Source organism: Loktanella sp. S4079 (assembly GCF_000967725.1).
Taxonomy (GTDB): Bacteria; Pseudomonadota; Alphaproteobacteria; order Rhodobacterales; family Rhodobacteraceae; genus Yoonia.
This window is the reverse complement of record NZ_JXYE01000014.1, coordinates 1-15,606: the sequence shown is the minus strand read 5'-3', so window position 1 is coordinate 15,606 and position 15,606 is coordinate 1. Positions and strand designations below refer to the sequence as shown.

Here is a 15,606-nt window from a genome sequence, read left to right as displayed (position 1 = left end):
TACCGTTGACCTCCAAAAATGTTTGCGCATACATAAATGTGAAATATCGAGAAGTGGGGAGGATCACTTGTCCGAACGAAATAGAATAACTCCGGATCAACTGCGTAGTGCACGTTGGTTTGCGCCTGATGACCTTCGGTCGTTTGGCCACCGGTCCCGTATGATGCAGTTGGGCTATACGGATGAGGAATATCGTGATCGCCCGATCATCGGGATTCTCAATACATGGTCAGAGCTGAACTCTTGCCATTCGCACTTCCCTGAACGTGTCAAAGACGTCAAACGCGGCGTATTGCAGGCGGGCGGCTTCCCTGTTGAACTCCCTGCCCTTTCGGTAGACGAATCGTTCACCAAACCGACCTCAATGCTCTATCGCAACATGCTCGCGATGGAGACCGAAGAGATGATCCGCTCTCACCCGCTGGACGGTGTTGTGCTGATGGGCGGATGCGACAAAACCACCCCCGGACTGGTGATGGGCGCGATTACTGCGGGCGTTCCAATGATCTTTTTGCCGGCTGGGCCAATGCTGCGCGGTAACTTTGCTGGCAAGACGTTGGGTTCAGGTTCTGACGCTTGGAAATACTGGGATGAACGCCGCGCTGGCAATATCTCGGATTCCGAATGGCTCGGCGTGCAGGGCGGGATTGCCCGGTCGGCAGGCACCTGTATGACCATGGGCACGGCCTCGACCATGACCGCGATTACGGATGCGATGGGGCTGACGCTTCCGGGCGCATCCTCGGTGCCCGCCGCAGATAGCGGACACCAACGGCTCGGTTCCGATTCGGGCCGCCGCATTGTCGATATGGTGTGGGAAGACCTAAAACCCGCAGACATCATCACAGATGCCTCTGTTCGGAACGCTGCAATCGTTGCAATGGCAACCGGATGTTCGACCAACGCCGTTGTGCACCTGATCGCGATGGCACGGCGCGCGGGCGTTGATCTTGATCTGGATGATCTGGACGCACTGGGCCGCTCGACGCCTCTCATCGCGAACGTGCGCCCATCGGGCAAAGATTACCTGATGGAAGATTTCTATTTCGCAGGCGGGCTGCGCGCCTTGATGAAGCAAATCGAAGAACGGCTCGATACGAGCTGTATCACCGTCACGGGACAGACGCTGGGTGAAGGATTGGAAGGCGCGGTCGTCTACAATGACGATGTGATCCGTCCGCTTTCCAACCCGGTTTATCACGAAGGGTCGCTCGCACTGTTGCGCGGCAACCTTTGCCCTGATGGCGCTGTGATTAAGCCCGCAGCATGCGATCCGAAATACTATGAGCACGAAGGCCCGGCGCTGGTCTTTGATAGCTATCCCGAAATGAAAGCCGCGATTGACGACGAAAACCTAGACGTCACACCCGACACCGTGCTCGTTTTACGTAATGCAGGTCCGCAAGGTGGACCGGGCATGCCCGAATGGGGAATGCTGCCGATCCCCAAAGCACTGATCAAGCAAGGTCACCGCGACATGTTGCGGATTTCAGACGCACGCATGTCAGGTACCTCCTACGGGGCATGCGTTTTGCACGTGGCCCCAGAAAGCTACGTCGGCGGACCTTTGGCTCTGCTCAAGACCGGCGATATCGTCAAACTGAACGTGCCGAACCGGCGCTTGGACATGTTGGTGTCTGACGAAGAACTGGAACGCCGCCGCGCGGAATGGAAACAGCCACCTGCCCGTTTCCAGCGTGGATATGGCTACATGTTCTCACAACATATTCAGCAGGCGGACAAAGGCTGCGACTTTGACTTCCTCGAACGCGACTTTGGCCCCGCAGCGGGCGAGCCCGACATTTTCTAAGGATGACTGCAATGGATCTCGACAACGCACTCGCCGGAATTTCCGGTATCTTAGTGACCCCTTATGACGACGCAGGCAACATCGCCCCGGCAAAACTGTCCCCGATCATTGACCGCGCATTGGCTGCTGGCATGCACATGCCTGTCGTCAATGGCAACACAGGCGAATTCTACGCGCTGACCACCGACGAGGCTTGCACAATGGCCCGCGAAGTCTGCGCCATGGTCGATGGGCGCGCGCCTGTCTTGGCTGGCATCGGACGCGGTATCAAAGACGCCTGCAAATTGGCCGAAGTTTCCGCCGAAGCTGGCGCAACCGCATTGATGATCCATCAGCCGCCGGATCCCTTCGTGGCACCGCGCGGCACCGTGGAATACGTCAAAGAGATCAGCAAAGCATCTGGCGGATTGCCAATCATGCTGTATCTGCGCAATGACGCCATCGGGATCAGCGGCATTCAGGCGCTCTGCGATATTGACGGTGTAAAGGGCGTGAAATGGGCCACGCCAAACGTCATGAACCTGTCCAAAGCCATCGCTGCCTGCGAACGGTCAATCACCTGGGTTTGTGGTCTGGCCGAGGTCTGGGCACCGCCCATGTATGCCGTTGGCGCGCGTGGCTTCACCTCCGGACTAATCAACATTTGGCCGGATCGTTCCGTCGCAATTCACAAGGCGTTGGCCGAGGGTAACTATACTGCGGCACAGCAACTCATCGCAGATATGATCCCGTTTGAGGACATCCGCGCCGAAGAACTCAATGGCACCAACGTCACCGGGGTAAAGGCCGCGCTTATCGCAACTGGCCATGACTGTGGTCCGACACGACCGCCATCCGCTTGGCCGCTGAGCGATGCGCAGCAAGCACAGATGTTGAAATTTCTCACCGATAACAAGCTGACATAGGACATAAACCAATGAGCTTTGTTCCACATGGCAAACACCTGATCGCTGGCACTTGGGTCGCGACAGATCATAGCTTTCGTTCTGATCCAGCGCATGGTGACGCCCATGATTTCTGTGTCGGCACCCCCGACCTTGTAGATCAGGCCGTCAAAGCCGCCGAAGATGCGTTTTGGTCATATGGCTATAGCACGCGCGCAGAGCGCGCAGCGTTCTTGAACGCTATCGCCGATGAAATCGACGCACGCGGCGATGCGATTACGCAAATCGGCACCCAAGAAACTGGCCTTCCCGAAGCGCGCCTGATCGGTGAACGCGGGCGGACAGTCGGCCAGCTACGCCTCTTTGCGCAGCACATTCTAGATGGCGAATACCTTGATCGCCGCCACGACGCGGCCTTGCCGGATCGCGCGCCCCTTCCCCGGCCAGAACTGCACCTGATGCAGCGCCCGGTTGGCCCTGTCGCGGTCTTTGGCGCGTCAAACTTTCCTTTGGCGTTCTCAACTGCGGGCGGTGATACGGCATCGGCACTGGCTGCGGGTTGCCCGGTTGTGGTCAAAGGCCACAGCGCACATCCGGGCACAGGTGAAATTGTCGCCGAAGCGATCCACGCGGCCATTCAAAAATGCGGCCTGCACGCAGGTGTCTTTTCCTTGATCCAAGGTGGCAAACGCGATGTCGGCCAAGCACTAGTACAGCATCCCCTGATCAAGGCCGTTGGCTTCACCGGTTCACTCGGTGGCGGTCGCGCATTGTTTGATCTCTGCGCACAGCGTCCCGAACCGATCCCATTCTTTGGGGAATTGGGCAGTGTTAATCCGATGTTTCTATTGCCCGCTGCAATGAAGGCACGCGGCAATGACATCGCAACTGGCTGGGCCGGGTCGCTCACCATGGGTGCGGGGCAATTCTGCACCAACCCCGGTATTTCTGTTGTGCTTGATGGCCCAGAAGCCCAAGCCTACATCGACACCGCAGCCAAGGCGCTTGGCGAAACTGATGCCCAAGTCATGCTGACCGACGGCATCGCCGCCGCCTATCGCGACGGGCGCGACCGCATTGCCGCATCTGCTGGTGTGCGCAGCGTGCTGACAACCAGCTGTGATTTACGCAACGCAACGCCTTATCTCTTCGTCACAACTGGCGCCGATTGGCTGGCCAACACTGCACTCGGAGAAGAGGTCTTTGGCCCGCTAGGCATGGTCGTCATCGTCAAAGACATGGACGAAATGCGCACCATCGCGCGCGCGCTCGAAGGGCAGCTGACCTGCACCCTGCATATGGATGACGCCGATAGCGACGATGCGCGCAGCCTTTTGCCAATTCTGGAACGCAAAGCAGGTCGCATCCTTGCCAACGGTTTCCCGACCGGCGTCGAAGTCTCGGATACAATGGTCCATGGCGGTCCATATCCTGCTTCGACCAACTTTGGCGCAACTTCAGTTGGCACAATGGCAATCCGGCGTTTCTTGCGACCTGTTTGCTACCAAAACCTTCCGACCGGCATTTTGCCCGCAGACCTTGCATAGGATAGATCAGATGAACAACGAAACACGTGAAAAGCTGATGGGCGTGTCCGTCGCAACCCTCGCGACAGCGCTGTATAAACGCGGCCTGCGTCATCAGGTCATCCAAGGTGTTCACCCTGTGGGCTGGAAAGGCAAAAATATGGTCGGCCCCGCCTTTACCCTGCGCTATATGCCTGCCCGCGAAGACCGCAATACCCTCACAGAGTTCCGCAACCCAGAGCACCCGCAGCGGGTCGCGATTGAAACCTGCCCCGAAGGTGCGGTGCTGGTGATGGATAGCCGAAAACAGGCTGATGCGGCCTCGGCCGGGGATATCTTGATCACCCGGCTAATGAAACGTGGCGGCGCAGGTGTTGTCACAGATGGCGGTTTTCGTGATGCGGCAGTGATCGCAGAACTGGATATTCCTGCCTATCACACCCGGCCTTCCAGCCCGACAAACCTAACTAATAACGAGGCGATCGCCATAAACGAACCGATCGGCTGCGGCGACGCCCCAGTCTTTCCCGGTGACATCATCGTGGGTGATGCAGACTGCGTGATTGTGATCCCTGCGCACCTCGCCGACGAGATCGCAACCGAAGCCGTAGAAATGACAGCCTATGAGGATTTCGTCGTCGAACGCGTAAAAGACGGCGAAGCAATCATCGGCCTGTATCCTTGTACCAAAGACGAACACCGCAAGGATTTTGAAACATGGCGCGCCGCCAATAATCGGTAAGACTACAAAGCCCCAAAAGAGCCATCCGCCCAATCGCAGCGGTTGGCTCAACTGGCATACCATAACTTCGCCCATCGTCCGTAGTGTGCTATTGTCAATGAAAATCACGGCTGGGGAATAGCCGTTTGGCTTGTTCGCGGGGATGGCGTGCGCGTGGCGGATAGCGCGCGGGGCGTGGGCTGTCGTCGGTGTTGGGCTGCGTGATCCCCACCGCGCCATCTAATGGATGCCCCAACTCGGCCAGATAGCCAGACATGTCCTCGACCTTTTGGGCGATGACATGCACGATCATACCTTCACGCTGGAGATATCCCGTCACTCGCAAGAGCCGCGCGCCCATGACGACTTGGCGGTATTTTTCGTAAATCTTGGGCCAGACCACAATATTTGAGACGCCAGTTTCATCCTCAAGGGTTAGAAAAATCACCCCTGATGCCGTACCGGGGCGTTGGCGCGTGATCACCAAACCGCATAGGCTGACCCGCCCCAAGGGAACAGCCTGTAGCTGATCATGCGGCACAATGCCTGGCATCGAAGGACGTAATAATTCCATCGGGTGTGCCCGTAGCGTCAGGCGCATGGAAACGTAATCTTCTACAACTTCTTCGCCCAGATGCATCGTCGGCAAAGCAACGAGAGGTTCGCGAATATTCTCACCATCAATGGGGTCATTAAACAGCGGGAGCGGCTGATGCGCGCGGATCGCTTTGACCTTCCACAGCGCATCGCGCCGCCGCAACCCCATGCCCGAAAACGCATCGGCCTCGGCCAGACGTTCCAACGTTTGTGGGGATACACCGGCACGCAACCAGACGGCCTCGGGGTCGGGATAGCCGTTACCGCGTGCTGCTGCGATCCAATTGGCATCGTCTTCGCGCAGCCCTTTGATCTGTCGAAATCCCAGCCGCAACGCCAAGGCCCCATCCGCACGTCGTTCAAGAGTGTTGTCCCATGTGCTCGCGTTGACGCAAATGGGTCTGACCTCGACATGATGTTCACGCGCATCACGCACAAGCTGTGCAGGCGCATAAAATCCCATCGGCTGCGAATTCAGCAAGGCACAGGTGAAAATAGCGGGATGGTGACATTTCAACCAAGCGGACACATAAGCAAGCATGGCAAAGGCCGCCGCGTGGCTCTCTGGGAAGCCATAATCAGCAAAGCCTTCGATCTGCGAAAAACACCGTTCGGCGACCTCAGGACTATAGCCATTTTCCAGCATGCCGCTGACGAACTTATCCCGGAACAGGCCAATCGTCCCCATACGCCGGAATGATGCCAGTGACCGGCGCAGATGGTCGGCTTCTTCCGGGGAAAACCCGGCGCCCACGACCGCAATCTGCATCGCTTGTTCCTGAAAGAGCGGCACTCCAAGCGTACGTCGTGTCACCTCGGACAAGGCATCGCCGAAAGGCTCCGGTTTTTCCAACCCTTGGCGGCGCTTAATGTAGGGCTGCACCATGCCACCCTGAATGGGGCCGGGCCGCACGATCGCAACCTCGATCACAAGATCGTAAAATTCGCGCGGCTTCATCCGCGGCAGGAAATTCATCTGTGCCCGGCTTTCGACCTGAAACACCCCAACAGCATCTGCAACACAAAGCATATCATAGGTTGCGGTATCTTCTTGGGGCACCGTGGCAATGCTCAGCATCTGGTTTTCATGCTGCTGCAACAAGTCAAAGCTTTTGCGGATACAGGTCAGCATTCCTAAGCTCAGCACATCGACCTTAAGAATGCCAAGCGCGTCAATATCATCCTTGTCCCATTCAATGATGGTCCGATCATCCATAGCTGCGTTTTCAATTGGGCACAGTTCGTCCAGACGTCCTTTGGTGATGACAAACCCGCCAACATGTTGCGACAGATGACGTGGAAATCCGATAATTTCACTGATCAGCCGAATAGTCTGTGCAAGCCGCCGATCTTGGGGGTCCAGCCCCAATTCCCGAAGCTGTTCAGGATCGGCACCACCATTCGATATCCCCCAGACCTGCCCCGACAGCCCGGCGGTGACGTCTTGGGATAGCCCCATCACCTTGCCGACCTCTTTGATTGCAGCACGCGACCGAAAATGGATCACGGTCGCACATAGCCCAGCCCGATGGCGGCCATAGCGTTCGTAAATCCACTGGATCACCTCTTCGCGGCGTTCATGTTCGAAATCCACGTCGATATCGGGGGGCTCGCCGCGATGCTCAGAAACAAAGCGCTCAACCACCATGGTGATGACTTCGGGGCTGACATCCGTGATCCCCAAAAGATAACAGATAATCGAATTCGCGGCAGACCCACGCCCTTGGCACAAAATCCCCTGACTGCGCGCATAGGCGACAATGTCATGCACCGTTAGAAAATACGCCGGGAAATCTAGCTTTGCGACGAGCTTGAGTTCTTTTTCAAGCTGCGCTTTAGCCTTGGGGGTCGCACCATGCGGATAACGTCGCCTGAGACCTTCGCGTGCCAACCGTTCCAGACGCTGCATGGGGCTTTCGTCCGTCGCGATTTCGTCGGGGTATTCATAGCTCAGCTCTGCCAGATCAAAGCTGCACTGCACCGCAATGTCACATGTCCGGCGCAAAGCAGCCGGATGCGCGTGAAACAAGCGGGCCATATCCGCGTATCCCTTGAGCCTACGCTCTGCATTGGCAAGCGCACGCGTGCCGATCTGATCAATGGTGATGTGATGCCGCATACACGTCAGCACATCGGCCAGTTGTTTGCGTTTACCGTGATGCATCAAGACATCGCCAACCGCCACCATCGGGGTCGAGGCCCGCAGCGCGATATCGGCACAGGCGCTGAAATACGCTTGATCGCTGCCGTCATATCGTGGCACCGCCCCCAAAAACACATGCCCCGGAAAATGGTGCAGCATGCGCTGTAATTCACCCTGCGCGCCACGCAACTGCGCGGGTAACGCAATCAGGATCATCCCCTCGCCATATGCGATCAAATCCTGACGATCCAACAGGCAATCGCCCTTTTCAGCGCGGCGCTTGCCCAATGTCAAAAGCCGGGTCAGCCTTTGATAGGCCTCTCTGTTTTTGGGCAGCGCCACCCAGTCGGTCGTGCTATCGCGTAACACCAACCGACATCCGACGATGAGCTTGGGGAATTTCTTTGCGATGCCTGCTTCTTGGGCCTCTCGCTTCAGCGCCTTTAGCGCCGAGTACGCCCGCACAACGCCTGCCAGCGAATTTGTGTCGGTAATCGCAATTGCGGCCAACCCCAATTGAGTGGCCCGATTGACCAGCTCTTCGGGATGGGACGCCCCCGTGAGAAAGGTAAAGTTACTGGTGACGCATAGTTCGGCATAGCTCATGCGAATTCTCCGTGCACGAACCACGCCGGTGCCTGAGGTGTATAAAACAGCCACAGTCTGCGCCCTTCGCGGGTTTCAATCCGCCAGTAGTCACGTAGCCCTGAACGCCAGTTTTCATCTTCGAGCCACCATTCCGGGGCAATCCGTTCTGGGCCAATGGCGCGTCCGACTGTCAGCCCCATACGCCGCCAGCGAAATCGTGTCGGGGGTTGCGGTTGATGTCCGGCGATCCCTTCGGGGGGAAATAGCTGCAAAGGGCGCGACAAAGGCGGTGCCCCCCAAGCCCCATCAGGCGTGGAGAAGGCCGCCGGTGCAATCAAAAAGCTACGTTCAGGAATATGGCTATCGGCTGGCAAAAATCGTTGGATGTTTTCCAGTCCAATACGTGCTCCAATCCGTGTAATCAGATCATCCAACCGATCCTGTTTGCTATGTGCAACATGGCTGATCTGTTCTTGGACGACCTGTTCAACGCGGCTGGCCTCGAGCCGCAATTGATCAATGCCAAATCCCGCATCCACCCCCTGCACTGCCCGTTCAAATAGTGGCAAGATACGCGCCGGATCATGTAACGCGCGCGCAAGCCGCAATTCAACTTGCTGCGCTTCGCGGTCAACGCGCCGCAATGTCAGCTGCAAAACACGTGCGCCCACCCCATTGGACACAAGTTTACGGCACAACTGATCAAGCAGGCGTGCCGTGCCAGCCATCACATCCTCGGCCAGACCAATTGGATCAGGCAGCGTGATCCGCACGGCGTAATGCGGTGGCTCAGCCAGCGGGGTGATCTCTTCGGGTTGGGTCCCAAGCGCCTGATCCAAGCGCATCAATAAATCAGGACCAAACCGCCGCATCAGCGGTGCGCGGGCGGCCTGTATCAGATCGCCGATATGACGCAGCCCCAAACGCTGCAACGCCACAACTGTTTTATTCTCCAACCGCAGGGCCGCGACAGGTAACGGGGCCAAAGCTGCCTGTGCATCATCGACAGGTGCCGGGTTCACGGCGTAATGCGCCACAGCCCACGCGGCACCGCGCGTCGCTGCCACACCAATCGCCACGCTGATCCCCGCCCGCGCTAAATGCCGTTGTATATCAGCAATCAAGGCGACCTCGCCCCCAAACAGATGCGCGGAACCCGTAATATCAAGTGTCAGGCCATCTCGCCCCTCTAGCCCCACCCAAGGGCAATAGCGGGTCGCCCATCGACGCAGCACCAATAAAAATCGCTGATCCGCCGCCAGATCCACCACTTGACTATTCAAGCCCGCGCAAAAAGCCCGCGCATCTGAAAAAGGCATACCGCGATGCAGGCCGCTTTGTTCAGCCTCTGCATTCAGGCAATAAATACGGTTGGCGTTACTTTCTTTAAGCGTCAGCGCAAACGGGCCCGTCTGCGGGCGCAGCCGTAAAACCCGTTCAGTTGACAGGCGTGGAAACCACAACGACACGATGCGCCGGGTCGGATTTATACGGGTTCCAACGAACATACCAACTACACAATGTTCCTGATTTGTTCTTAATAAGTGACCAGCGCATCAGAGTCGAGTCTGATCCGTTTGGATCAAAAACAGGATCGCATTTCCAACGTGTTTCGGCGGCATTGCTACCCATATCCTCTGAGATCAAACACAGGCCCGTTGTATTGCCCGTCTTTGCCGCGAGTTGCAGCCGACGCCCCGCTGTCAGGTCCAGTGGTTTATTCAATTCGGCAATGACCGTACCGACGGCTCCATCGCGCAGGGCCTCTTCCATAACGGCAAGCCCTTCGGTCTGATCCTTGACAAAGGCGACCAACAGCCGTGCCGGATCAAAGAAAGGCGCAGCACCCATTGGGTTCACCACATCAGCCCGCCACGATTCACGGATCAGCAGCACATGCCCCTGCCGCAAAGACGCAAAGACCACCGCAAACCCCAACGCAGCAGCGCCGCAAGCCTCGTGCACGCGTGCGTTACGCATCGGGAAATGTGTCGTCAGATCAGATTGCATAACGCAACACTAGCGCATCAATGCGGCGTTTCAAATGCCCCTCATCCGAGGCTGGCTTTAGTTTAACGCAAAAGGGTCCAACGCAATCGTCGGGAACCCCGCTGCAGTCCAGCCATCGGTGCCTTCGGGGAACCAATAGACCTGCACATAACCCAGTTCATGAACCGCACGTTTGGCCGCATTCCACGACATCCAGCAATTGTTCAGACAGAAAAACACTAAAGGTGTATCTTTTTCCTCGGCACCCGCCGCGGCCAGTCCAACCTCGAAATATCTGAGTGTTTCCGGGGCGAGCTCTTGGTAGCCGACATTTGGTAACCAAATCGCACCCGGAATTGAGAGCCTAGTTTCTTCACGCCAAACGGTATCCGCGGGTAGGTTTTCAGGCTTTGGCGGACGCGGCAACACATCGACAAAGCGCGCAGCTTGCGTTTCCCAAAGTGAATATGCTTGCGCCACGTCAATCACTGTCGCCCCAGCAAGGGTCGCAGGCACGGCGCCACGATAGGGCGCGCCTCTGTAACCATCAGGTTCTGCGACTGTCTGCGCGGCCAGCACCCCCGGCCAAGCTAACCACATCGCCAGAACCAACCGCCGCATCATTGCGATAGGTCCAGCGGCTCTGTCCCCATGTCATTGACCAAAGGCACACCAGCCTGATCCAAGATCGCGTTGATATCGGATTGATTACGGCGAATGAGCGAATTCAACTGCCGCTGCCATACTTTTTCGCCCAAACGCACCCCCATGGTGATCCGAAAAAACAAACGCGGGGGCTGCGTTTCTTTGAGCAACGGGGCGACTTGCAAATCAGGATAACCCGCTTTGACCAAAGGTCCCGCAATCGGTCCCCATATCAATGCCCCATCAATGGCCCCACTTTGCAAATCCGAGAGCATATCCGGGATCGGAGATTCATGACGGCGATCAACAAATAAATTATACGCCTGCGCATCCGCAATAAGCCCGTTGCGCGCAAGATGTGTCGCCGGAGGAGACCCCGCAACCACCCCCAAGCGTAACCCTTGCAAGCGTGCGTCAGAGAGATGATCGACATCAGCTACGGGGCTATCTTGACGTGTGACAAACGTATAGACCGACGTGAAATAGTGGTTGCTGTTCAGCACCAGTTCGTGCCCCTGCGCATAACCAATCACGACGTCACATTTATTTGCCCGTAATGTATTACGGATGAACCCCGTCGACATGGGATACCATTCATATTGAACAGGTAGCCCCAGCCGATCCGCGAAAAGCTCTGCCAATTGGTTTTCAAATCCGGTTTCCTCGCGATTTGACATCGGCGAATTGGCTGGATCTGCACACACACGAAACGCGGTTTTAGACACAAGGTCAGAGGTCTGTGCCTGTGCGATACACGCGCAAAGCACAAACCAAATGGCAATCAAACCTTTAGCCAAGGCAGGCATTCTCATCCTCGCGAATGACATCGGATTTTGCCTCTTTGGCACCCGGGCGTCCACGTGGAACGGCCTCGACACCACGTGCCTTTAGATAAACATAGATGTCATCCAAATAGCACATGACATTGGGGTTATCGCCAAAGGCAGGCATCACCGAATTTTCGGCGGCGTTGATCCGCTGGCGCCCGTTCACGACTACATCGACAAAGTCGTAGTAATCCATCTCGAGCGCAGAATTCTTGAGCGCGGGCGCATAGGTCGACCCTTCGCCTTCGGGGCCGTGGCAGACGTGGCATTCCGAATGATACCGCCGAAAGCCTGAATAGGTCAGCCAGTCAACTTCACCGGCTTCATTGATATTGAAGGTCGGGATATCTTCTTCGGTATAGTAGCGCCCGTCCTCACTATAGGCGGCGTCGATATTGATCGTGTCTTGTGCGGTTGCGGCCTGCGCCACCGTCATCAGAGCTGCCGTTCCCAGCAAGATTGCGAAATTACGCATTATGTCGTGACCTTCCAAATCTGAGCATGCAGGCCAGCGCGGCCCCATTGGTCGCACCGGCCGATTTTCATAACACTGGCCTTAGTCAGGCAGCGCAAAGACTGTCATCTGACCGCCCAATGCGGTGTAGTCGCTTAGCGCGGCGTAGCCACCCACAGCACCCAGACCGTCATTCGGGTTAGTCAGACCTGCTGCCAGACCGATCCCGGCCCAGCCACCGATCCCAGAGAGGATCGCGACATATTGTTTGCCGCCTTGGGTGTAGGTCATCACGTTGCCGATAATGCCCGAAGGTGTTTTGAACTTGTAAAGCTCTTCACCTGTCGATGCGTCGACGGCCTTTAGGTAACCTTCGAGAGTACCATAGAACACGATGTCACCCGCAGTGGCCAAGGCACCCGACCAAACCGAGAACTGCTCTGGTAGCGACCAGACGATCTCGCCCTTGATGTTATCCCACGCGATAAAGTTACCCATACCGCCGTGGCTGTCAGGCGCTGGATACATGGATAGCGTTGCACCAACATATGGCTGACCCGCTGTATAGCTGACGCGGAACGGCTCATAATCCATGCAAACGTGGTTTGTTGGCACGTAGAACAGTTCAGTTTCAGGCGAATAAGCCGCAGGTTGTTGGTCTTTTGAACCAAGGGCCGCAGGGCAGATGCCGGTCGAGTTCACATCTTCGCCGTTTTGCTCGGTCGAATATTGGGCCACAACTGCCGGACGCCCGTAGGTGTCAGAGCTAGGGTCCATATCAACGCCAGTGGTCCAGTTGACTGCCGGATCGTATTTTTCAGCGACCAGCAGCTCGCCTGTCACGCGATCCAACGTATAACCCAGACCATTCCGGTCAAAGTGGGTCAGCAGTTTACGCTCAACACCATCAATTTCCTGATCGGTCAGGATCATTTCGTTGATGCCGTCATAATCCCACTCATCGTGTGGGGTCATCTGGTAGAACCACTTGGCCATGCCAGTATCCGCATCGCGGGCCATGATTGTCATAGACCAACGGTTGTCACCAGGACGCTGTGCTGGGTTCCAAGTCGATGGGTTCCCTGTGCCATAGTAGACAAGGTTCTCTTCGGGATCATACGAATACCAGCCCCAAGTGGTGCCGCCACCGATTTTCCACTGATCACCTTCCCAGGTGTTCAGGCCAGAATCCGCCCCAACAGGCACACCCAAATGAGTAGTTGTTTCTGGGTCAACAAGGATGTCGCTATCAGGCCCCATTGAATAGGCGCGCCATGCGAGGCCACCATCAGCAATGTTGTAGGCCGTGACCGAGCCACGCACACCGAATTCACCACCAGAAATACCCACGATAACTTTGTCACCGACAGGTAGAACAGTCGCTGTGTTGGTTTCGCCCAAGGCTGGATCGCCGTTCATGACGCTCCACTCGACAGCACCTGTATCAGCGTTAAGAGCAACAACAGTGGTATCCGCCTGATGCAAGAAAATCTTGCCATCTGCATAGGCCACACCACGGTTCACCGTGTCACAGCACATGACCGGAATAACGTCCGGGTCTTGCTTTGGCTCATATTTCCAAATGATGCGACCCTCATCGGTCAGATCCAGCGCGTAGACAATATTTGGGAATGGCGTGTGCACATACATCACATCCCCAATCACCAATGGTGATCCTTCGTGACCGCGCAGAACACCCGTTGAAAAGGTCCACGCAACCTGTAGATCACCAACGTTGTCTTTGTTGATCTGATCCAACTCTGAATAGCGTTGGTTTGCGTAATCCCCAGTTTGAATGACCCACTGATTTGGGTCGTCAATCATGCTCATCAAAGCTTCGTTTGCGGACGCTGTCACCGTCGAACACGCAAGCAAAGCTGCAGCTATGTACTTAGTAGTTCTCATTTTAACCTCCCTAAAGGTATAATTGCCGGATCCGACCATCCCTGCCGTCCAGCGCCCGGATCTCACGGGCTATTCCCAACAGAGCGTGCCCCCTTGGGTATTTCGCATTCTTTTGTCCCTCCTATTCTTCAAATGTCGCCAGATAGGCGATGAGGTTTGCGCGATCCTCCTCTTTGCGCAAACCGGCGTAAGTCATTTTAGTGCCGTCGATGTATTCGCGGGGTTTGGTCAAAAACGCATCCAGCGTCTCTGGCACCCAAATCAATTCTTGCGCTGCGGCGAATTCCAGCAATGCGGGCGAATAATCGAAACCTTCTGCGATACCTGCAGCGCGGCCAACAATGCCGTTTAACACTGGGCCTGCTTTGGCCTCGGCGCCATCACCGACCGCATGGCAGGCCGCGCAACGACGAAACACACGTTCACCTGCAGCCGCATCACCCGTGATTTCAAAGGCGACTTCTGCAACTTGGTCTTCTGCCGAAAGGCTACCCGCCATCGCCAATGTTGCAACTGTCGCAATCCCGATAAGAGACTTTGTATTCATCCTAAATCTATTCCTCGTGCCTTGGTCATTAGTCATCATGAAGTCGTTCGGCGTGCCAAAGCACATGGTCTTCGGCAAAGCTGGAAACAAAAAAGTAGCTGTGGTCGTGCCCCTCATGCGTGCGCAACACACATGGCTGGCGGCGACGCGATGCGACATCCGCAAAGGCTTGTGGCCGCAACAAATCAATGAACTGATCGTCGGCACCTTGGTCGATGAGTATATCGCCATGCCAACCAACCTCGGACATCAGGATCGTCGCATCATATTGCGCCCATGTCGCTTCGTCGTCGCCAAGATACGCGCTAAATTGTTTGCGTCCCCAATCCGATTGGCTGGGATTCACAATCGGGGCAAAGGCGGACAACGACACAAAGTCTTTGGGATTACGCATCGCAATGGTCAGCGCGCCATGCCCACCCATTGAATGCCCGGTAATCCCGTGACGATCATTGATCGGCAACGCCCCTTGCAAGAGGCTACGCAATTCGCTGACGATGTAATCGTACATCTGGAAATGCGGCTTCCATGGGGTTTGGGTTGCGTTCACATAGAACCCCGCGCCCATGCCTAGATCATAGGCCTCATCATCTGCGACCCCTTCGCCACGTGGCGAGGTATCGGGAAAAACAAGTGCAATCCCGCATTCCGCAGCATACTTCTGGAACCCGCCTTTGGTCATGGCGTTTTCATGCGTGCACGTAAGCCCAGACAGATACCAAAGCAGCGGCACAGACTGCCCTCGGGCTTGCGGCGGCAAATAGACGGCAAAAGTCATTTCGGCCCCGCACACCGATGATTGATGTTTGTAAACCGATTGTTGGCCGTCAAAGCACTTATTTTGCGACACAAGTTCCACGTTTAAAATTCCACGACAGCGCGGATTGATTTTCCCTCGTGCATGAGGTCGAAGCCTTTGTTGATGTCTTCGAGCTTGAGCTTGTGGGTAATCATGGGGTCGATTTCGATT

At 56.2% G+C, this 15,606-nt stretch carries 13 protein-coding genes; 4 read left to right on the top strand and 9 right to left on the bottom strand.

Annotated features, from left to right (window positions below; translation table 11 throughout):
- Window positions 1-67: 67 nt before the first annotated feature.
- Genes araD through TW80_RS16945 form a run of 4 tightly spaced genes read left to right on the top strand, consistent with a single transcriptional unit; the run spans window position 68 to window position 4,962 of the window.
- Complete coding sequence (araD, locus tag TW80_RS16960) at window positions 68-1,810, top strand: L-arabinonate dehydratase (RefSeq protein WP_045998659.1); 1,743 nt, start codon at window positions 68-70, stop codon at window positions 1,808-1,810.
- A gap of 11 nt (window positions 1,811-1,821) precedes the next feature.
- Window positions 1,822-2,715, top strand: a complete 894-nt coding sequence (locus TW80_RS16955) for a dihydrodipicolinate synthase family protein (protein WP_239450581.1) — start codon at window positions 1,822-1,824, stop codon at window positions 2,713-2,715.
- A gap of 11 nt (window positions 2,716-2,726) precedes the next feature.
- Window positions 2,727-4,241 carry an aldehyde dehydrogenase (NADP(+)) gene (locus TW80_RS16950; RefSeq protein WP_045998657.1) on the top strand — a complete coding sequence of 505 codons (1,515 nt, stop codon included), beginning with the start codon at window positions 2,727-2,729 and terminating at the stop codon, window positions 4,239-4,241.
- A gap of 10 nt (window positions 4,242-4,251) precedes the next feature.
- Entirely contained in the window at window positions 4,252-4,962 is a 711-nt protein-coding gene (locus TW80_RS16945; protein ID WP_045998656.1) for a ribonuclease activity regulator RraA, read from the top strand.
- A gap of 94 nt (window positions 4,963-5,056) precedes the next feature.
- On the opposite strand, the gene TW80_RS16940 is transcribed toward TW80_RS16945, so the two are convergent.
- The 9 genes from TW80_RS16940 to fghA all read right to left on the bottom strand — a co-directional run bounded on the left by TW80_RS16940 (window position 5,057) and on the right by fghA (window position 15,504).
- Window positions 5,057-8,287, bottom strand: coding sequence for an error-prone DNA polymerase (locus tag TW80_RS16940; RefSeq protein ID WP_084625843.1), 3,231 nt, complete (start codon window positions 8,285-8,287; stop codon window positions 5,057-5,059).
- Entirely contained in the window at window positions 8,284-9,777 is a 1,494-nt protein-coding gene (locus TW80_RS16935; protein WP_045998654.1) for a Y-family DNA polymerase, read from the bottom strand. The genes TW80_RS16940 and TW80_RS16935 overlap by 4 nt, the downstream gene beginning before the upstream one ends.
- Complete coding sequence (locus TW80_RS16930; protein WP_045998653.1) at window positions 9,707-10,279, bottom strand: ImuA family protein; 573 nt, start codon at window positions 10,277-10,279, stop codon at window positions 9,707-9,709. The genes TW80_RS16935 and TW80_RS16930 overlap by 71 nt, the downstream gene beginning before the upstream one ends.
- Before the next feature lie 57 nt (window positions 10,280-10,336).
- Window positions 10,337-10,882 (bottom strand): PQQ-dependent catabolism-associated CXXCW motif protein, encoded by a 546-nt coding sequence (locus tag TW80_RS16925; protein ID WP_342585913.1) that lies wholly within the window; start codon window positions 10,880-10,882, stop codon window positions 10,337-10,339.
- Entirely contained in the window at window positions 10,879-11,709 is an 831-nt protein-coding gene (locus tag TW80_RS16920; RefSeq protein ID WP_045998651.1) for a substrate-binding domain-containing protein, read from the bottom strand. The genes TW80_RS16925 and TW80_RS16920 overlap by 4 nt, the downstream gene beginning before the upstream one ends.
- On the bottom strand, window positions 11,693-12,205 hold the full coding sequence (locus TW80_RS16915; RefSeq protein ID WP_045998670.1) for a c-type cytochrome, methanol metabolism-related: 513 nt from the start codon (window positions 12,203-12,205) through the stop codon (window positions 11,693-11,695). Before TW80_RS16915 ends, TW80_RS16920 begins: the two co-directional genes overlap by 17 nt.
- A gap of 81 nt (window positions 12,206-12,286) precedes the next feature.
- Window positions 12,287-14,089, bottom strand: coding sequence for a lanthanide-dependent methanol dehydrogenase XoxF5 (gene xoxF5, locus TW80_RS16910; protein WP_045998650.1), 1,803 nt, complete (start codon window positions 14,087-14,089; stop codon window positions 12,287-12,289).
- A gap of 121 nt (window positions 14,090-14,210) precedes the next feature.
- Window positions 14,211-14,636 (bottom strand): c-type cytochrome, encoded by a 426-nt coding sequence (locus tag TW80_RS16905; RefSeq protein ID WP_052701049.1) that lies wholly within the window; start codon window positions 14,634-14,636, stop codon window positions 14,211-14,213.
- 28 nt (window positions 14,637-14,664) lie between these two features.
- Complete coding sequence (gene fghA / locus TW80_RS16900; RefSeq protein WP_446720143.1) at window positions 14,665-15,504, bottom strand: S-formylglutathione hydrolase; 840 nt, start codon at window positions 15,502-15,504, stop codon at window positions 14,665-14,667.
- Window positions 15,505-15,606: the final 102 nt, after the last annotated feature.

What these genes read in the sequence shown, in the direction of transcription:
- TW80_RS16955 (WP_239450581.1), top strand. Translation starts at nt 1,822, where the DNA reads ATGGATCTCGACAACGCACTCGCCGGAATTTCCGGTATCTTAGTGACC.
- TW80_RS16950 (WP_045998657.1), top strand. Translation starts at nt 2,727, where the DNA reads ATGAGCTTTGTTCCACATGGCAAACACCTGATCGCTGGCACTTGGGTC.
- TW80_RS16945 (WP_045998656.1), top strand. Translation starts at nt 4,252, where the DNA reads ATGAACAACGAAACACGTGAAAAGCTGATGGGCGTGTCCGTCGCAACC.
- TW80_RS16940 (WP_084625843.1), bottom strand. Translation starts at nt 8,287, where the DNA reads ATGAGCTATGCCGAACTATGCGTCACCAGTAACTTTACCTTTCTCACG.
- TW80_RS16935 (WP_045998654.1), bottom strand. Translation starts at nt 9,777, where the DNA reads ATGTTCGTTGGAACCCGTATAAATCCGACCCGGCGCATCGTGTCGTTG.
- TW80_RS16930 (WP_045998653.1), bottom strand. Translation starts at nt 10,279, where the DNA reads ATGCAATCTGATCTGACGACACATTTCCCGATGCGTAACGCACGCGTG.
- TW80_RS16925 (WP_342585913.1), bottom strand. Translation starts at nt 10,882, where the DNA reads ATGATGCGGCGGTTGGTTCTGGCGATGTGGTTAGCTTGGCCGGGGGTG.
- TW80_RS16920 (WP_045998651.1), bottom strand. Translation starts at nt 11,709, where the DNA reads ATGCCTGCCTTGGCTAAAGGTTTGATTGCCATTTGGTTTGTGCTTTGC.
- TW80_RS16915 (WP_045998670.1), bottom strand. Translation starts at nt 12,205, where the DNA reads ATGCGTAATTTCGCAATCTTGCTGGGAACGGCAGCTCTGATGACGGTG.
- xoxF5 (WP_045998650.1), bottom strand. Translation starts at nt 14,089, where the DNA reads ATGAGAACTACTAAGTACATAGCTGCAGCTTTGCTTGCGTGTTCGACG.
- TW80_RS16905 (WP_052701049.1), bottom strand. Translation starts at nt 14,636, where the DNA reads ATGAATACAAAGTCTCTTATCGGGATTGCGACAGTTGCAACATTGGCG.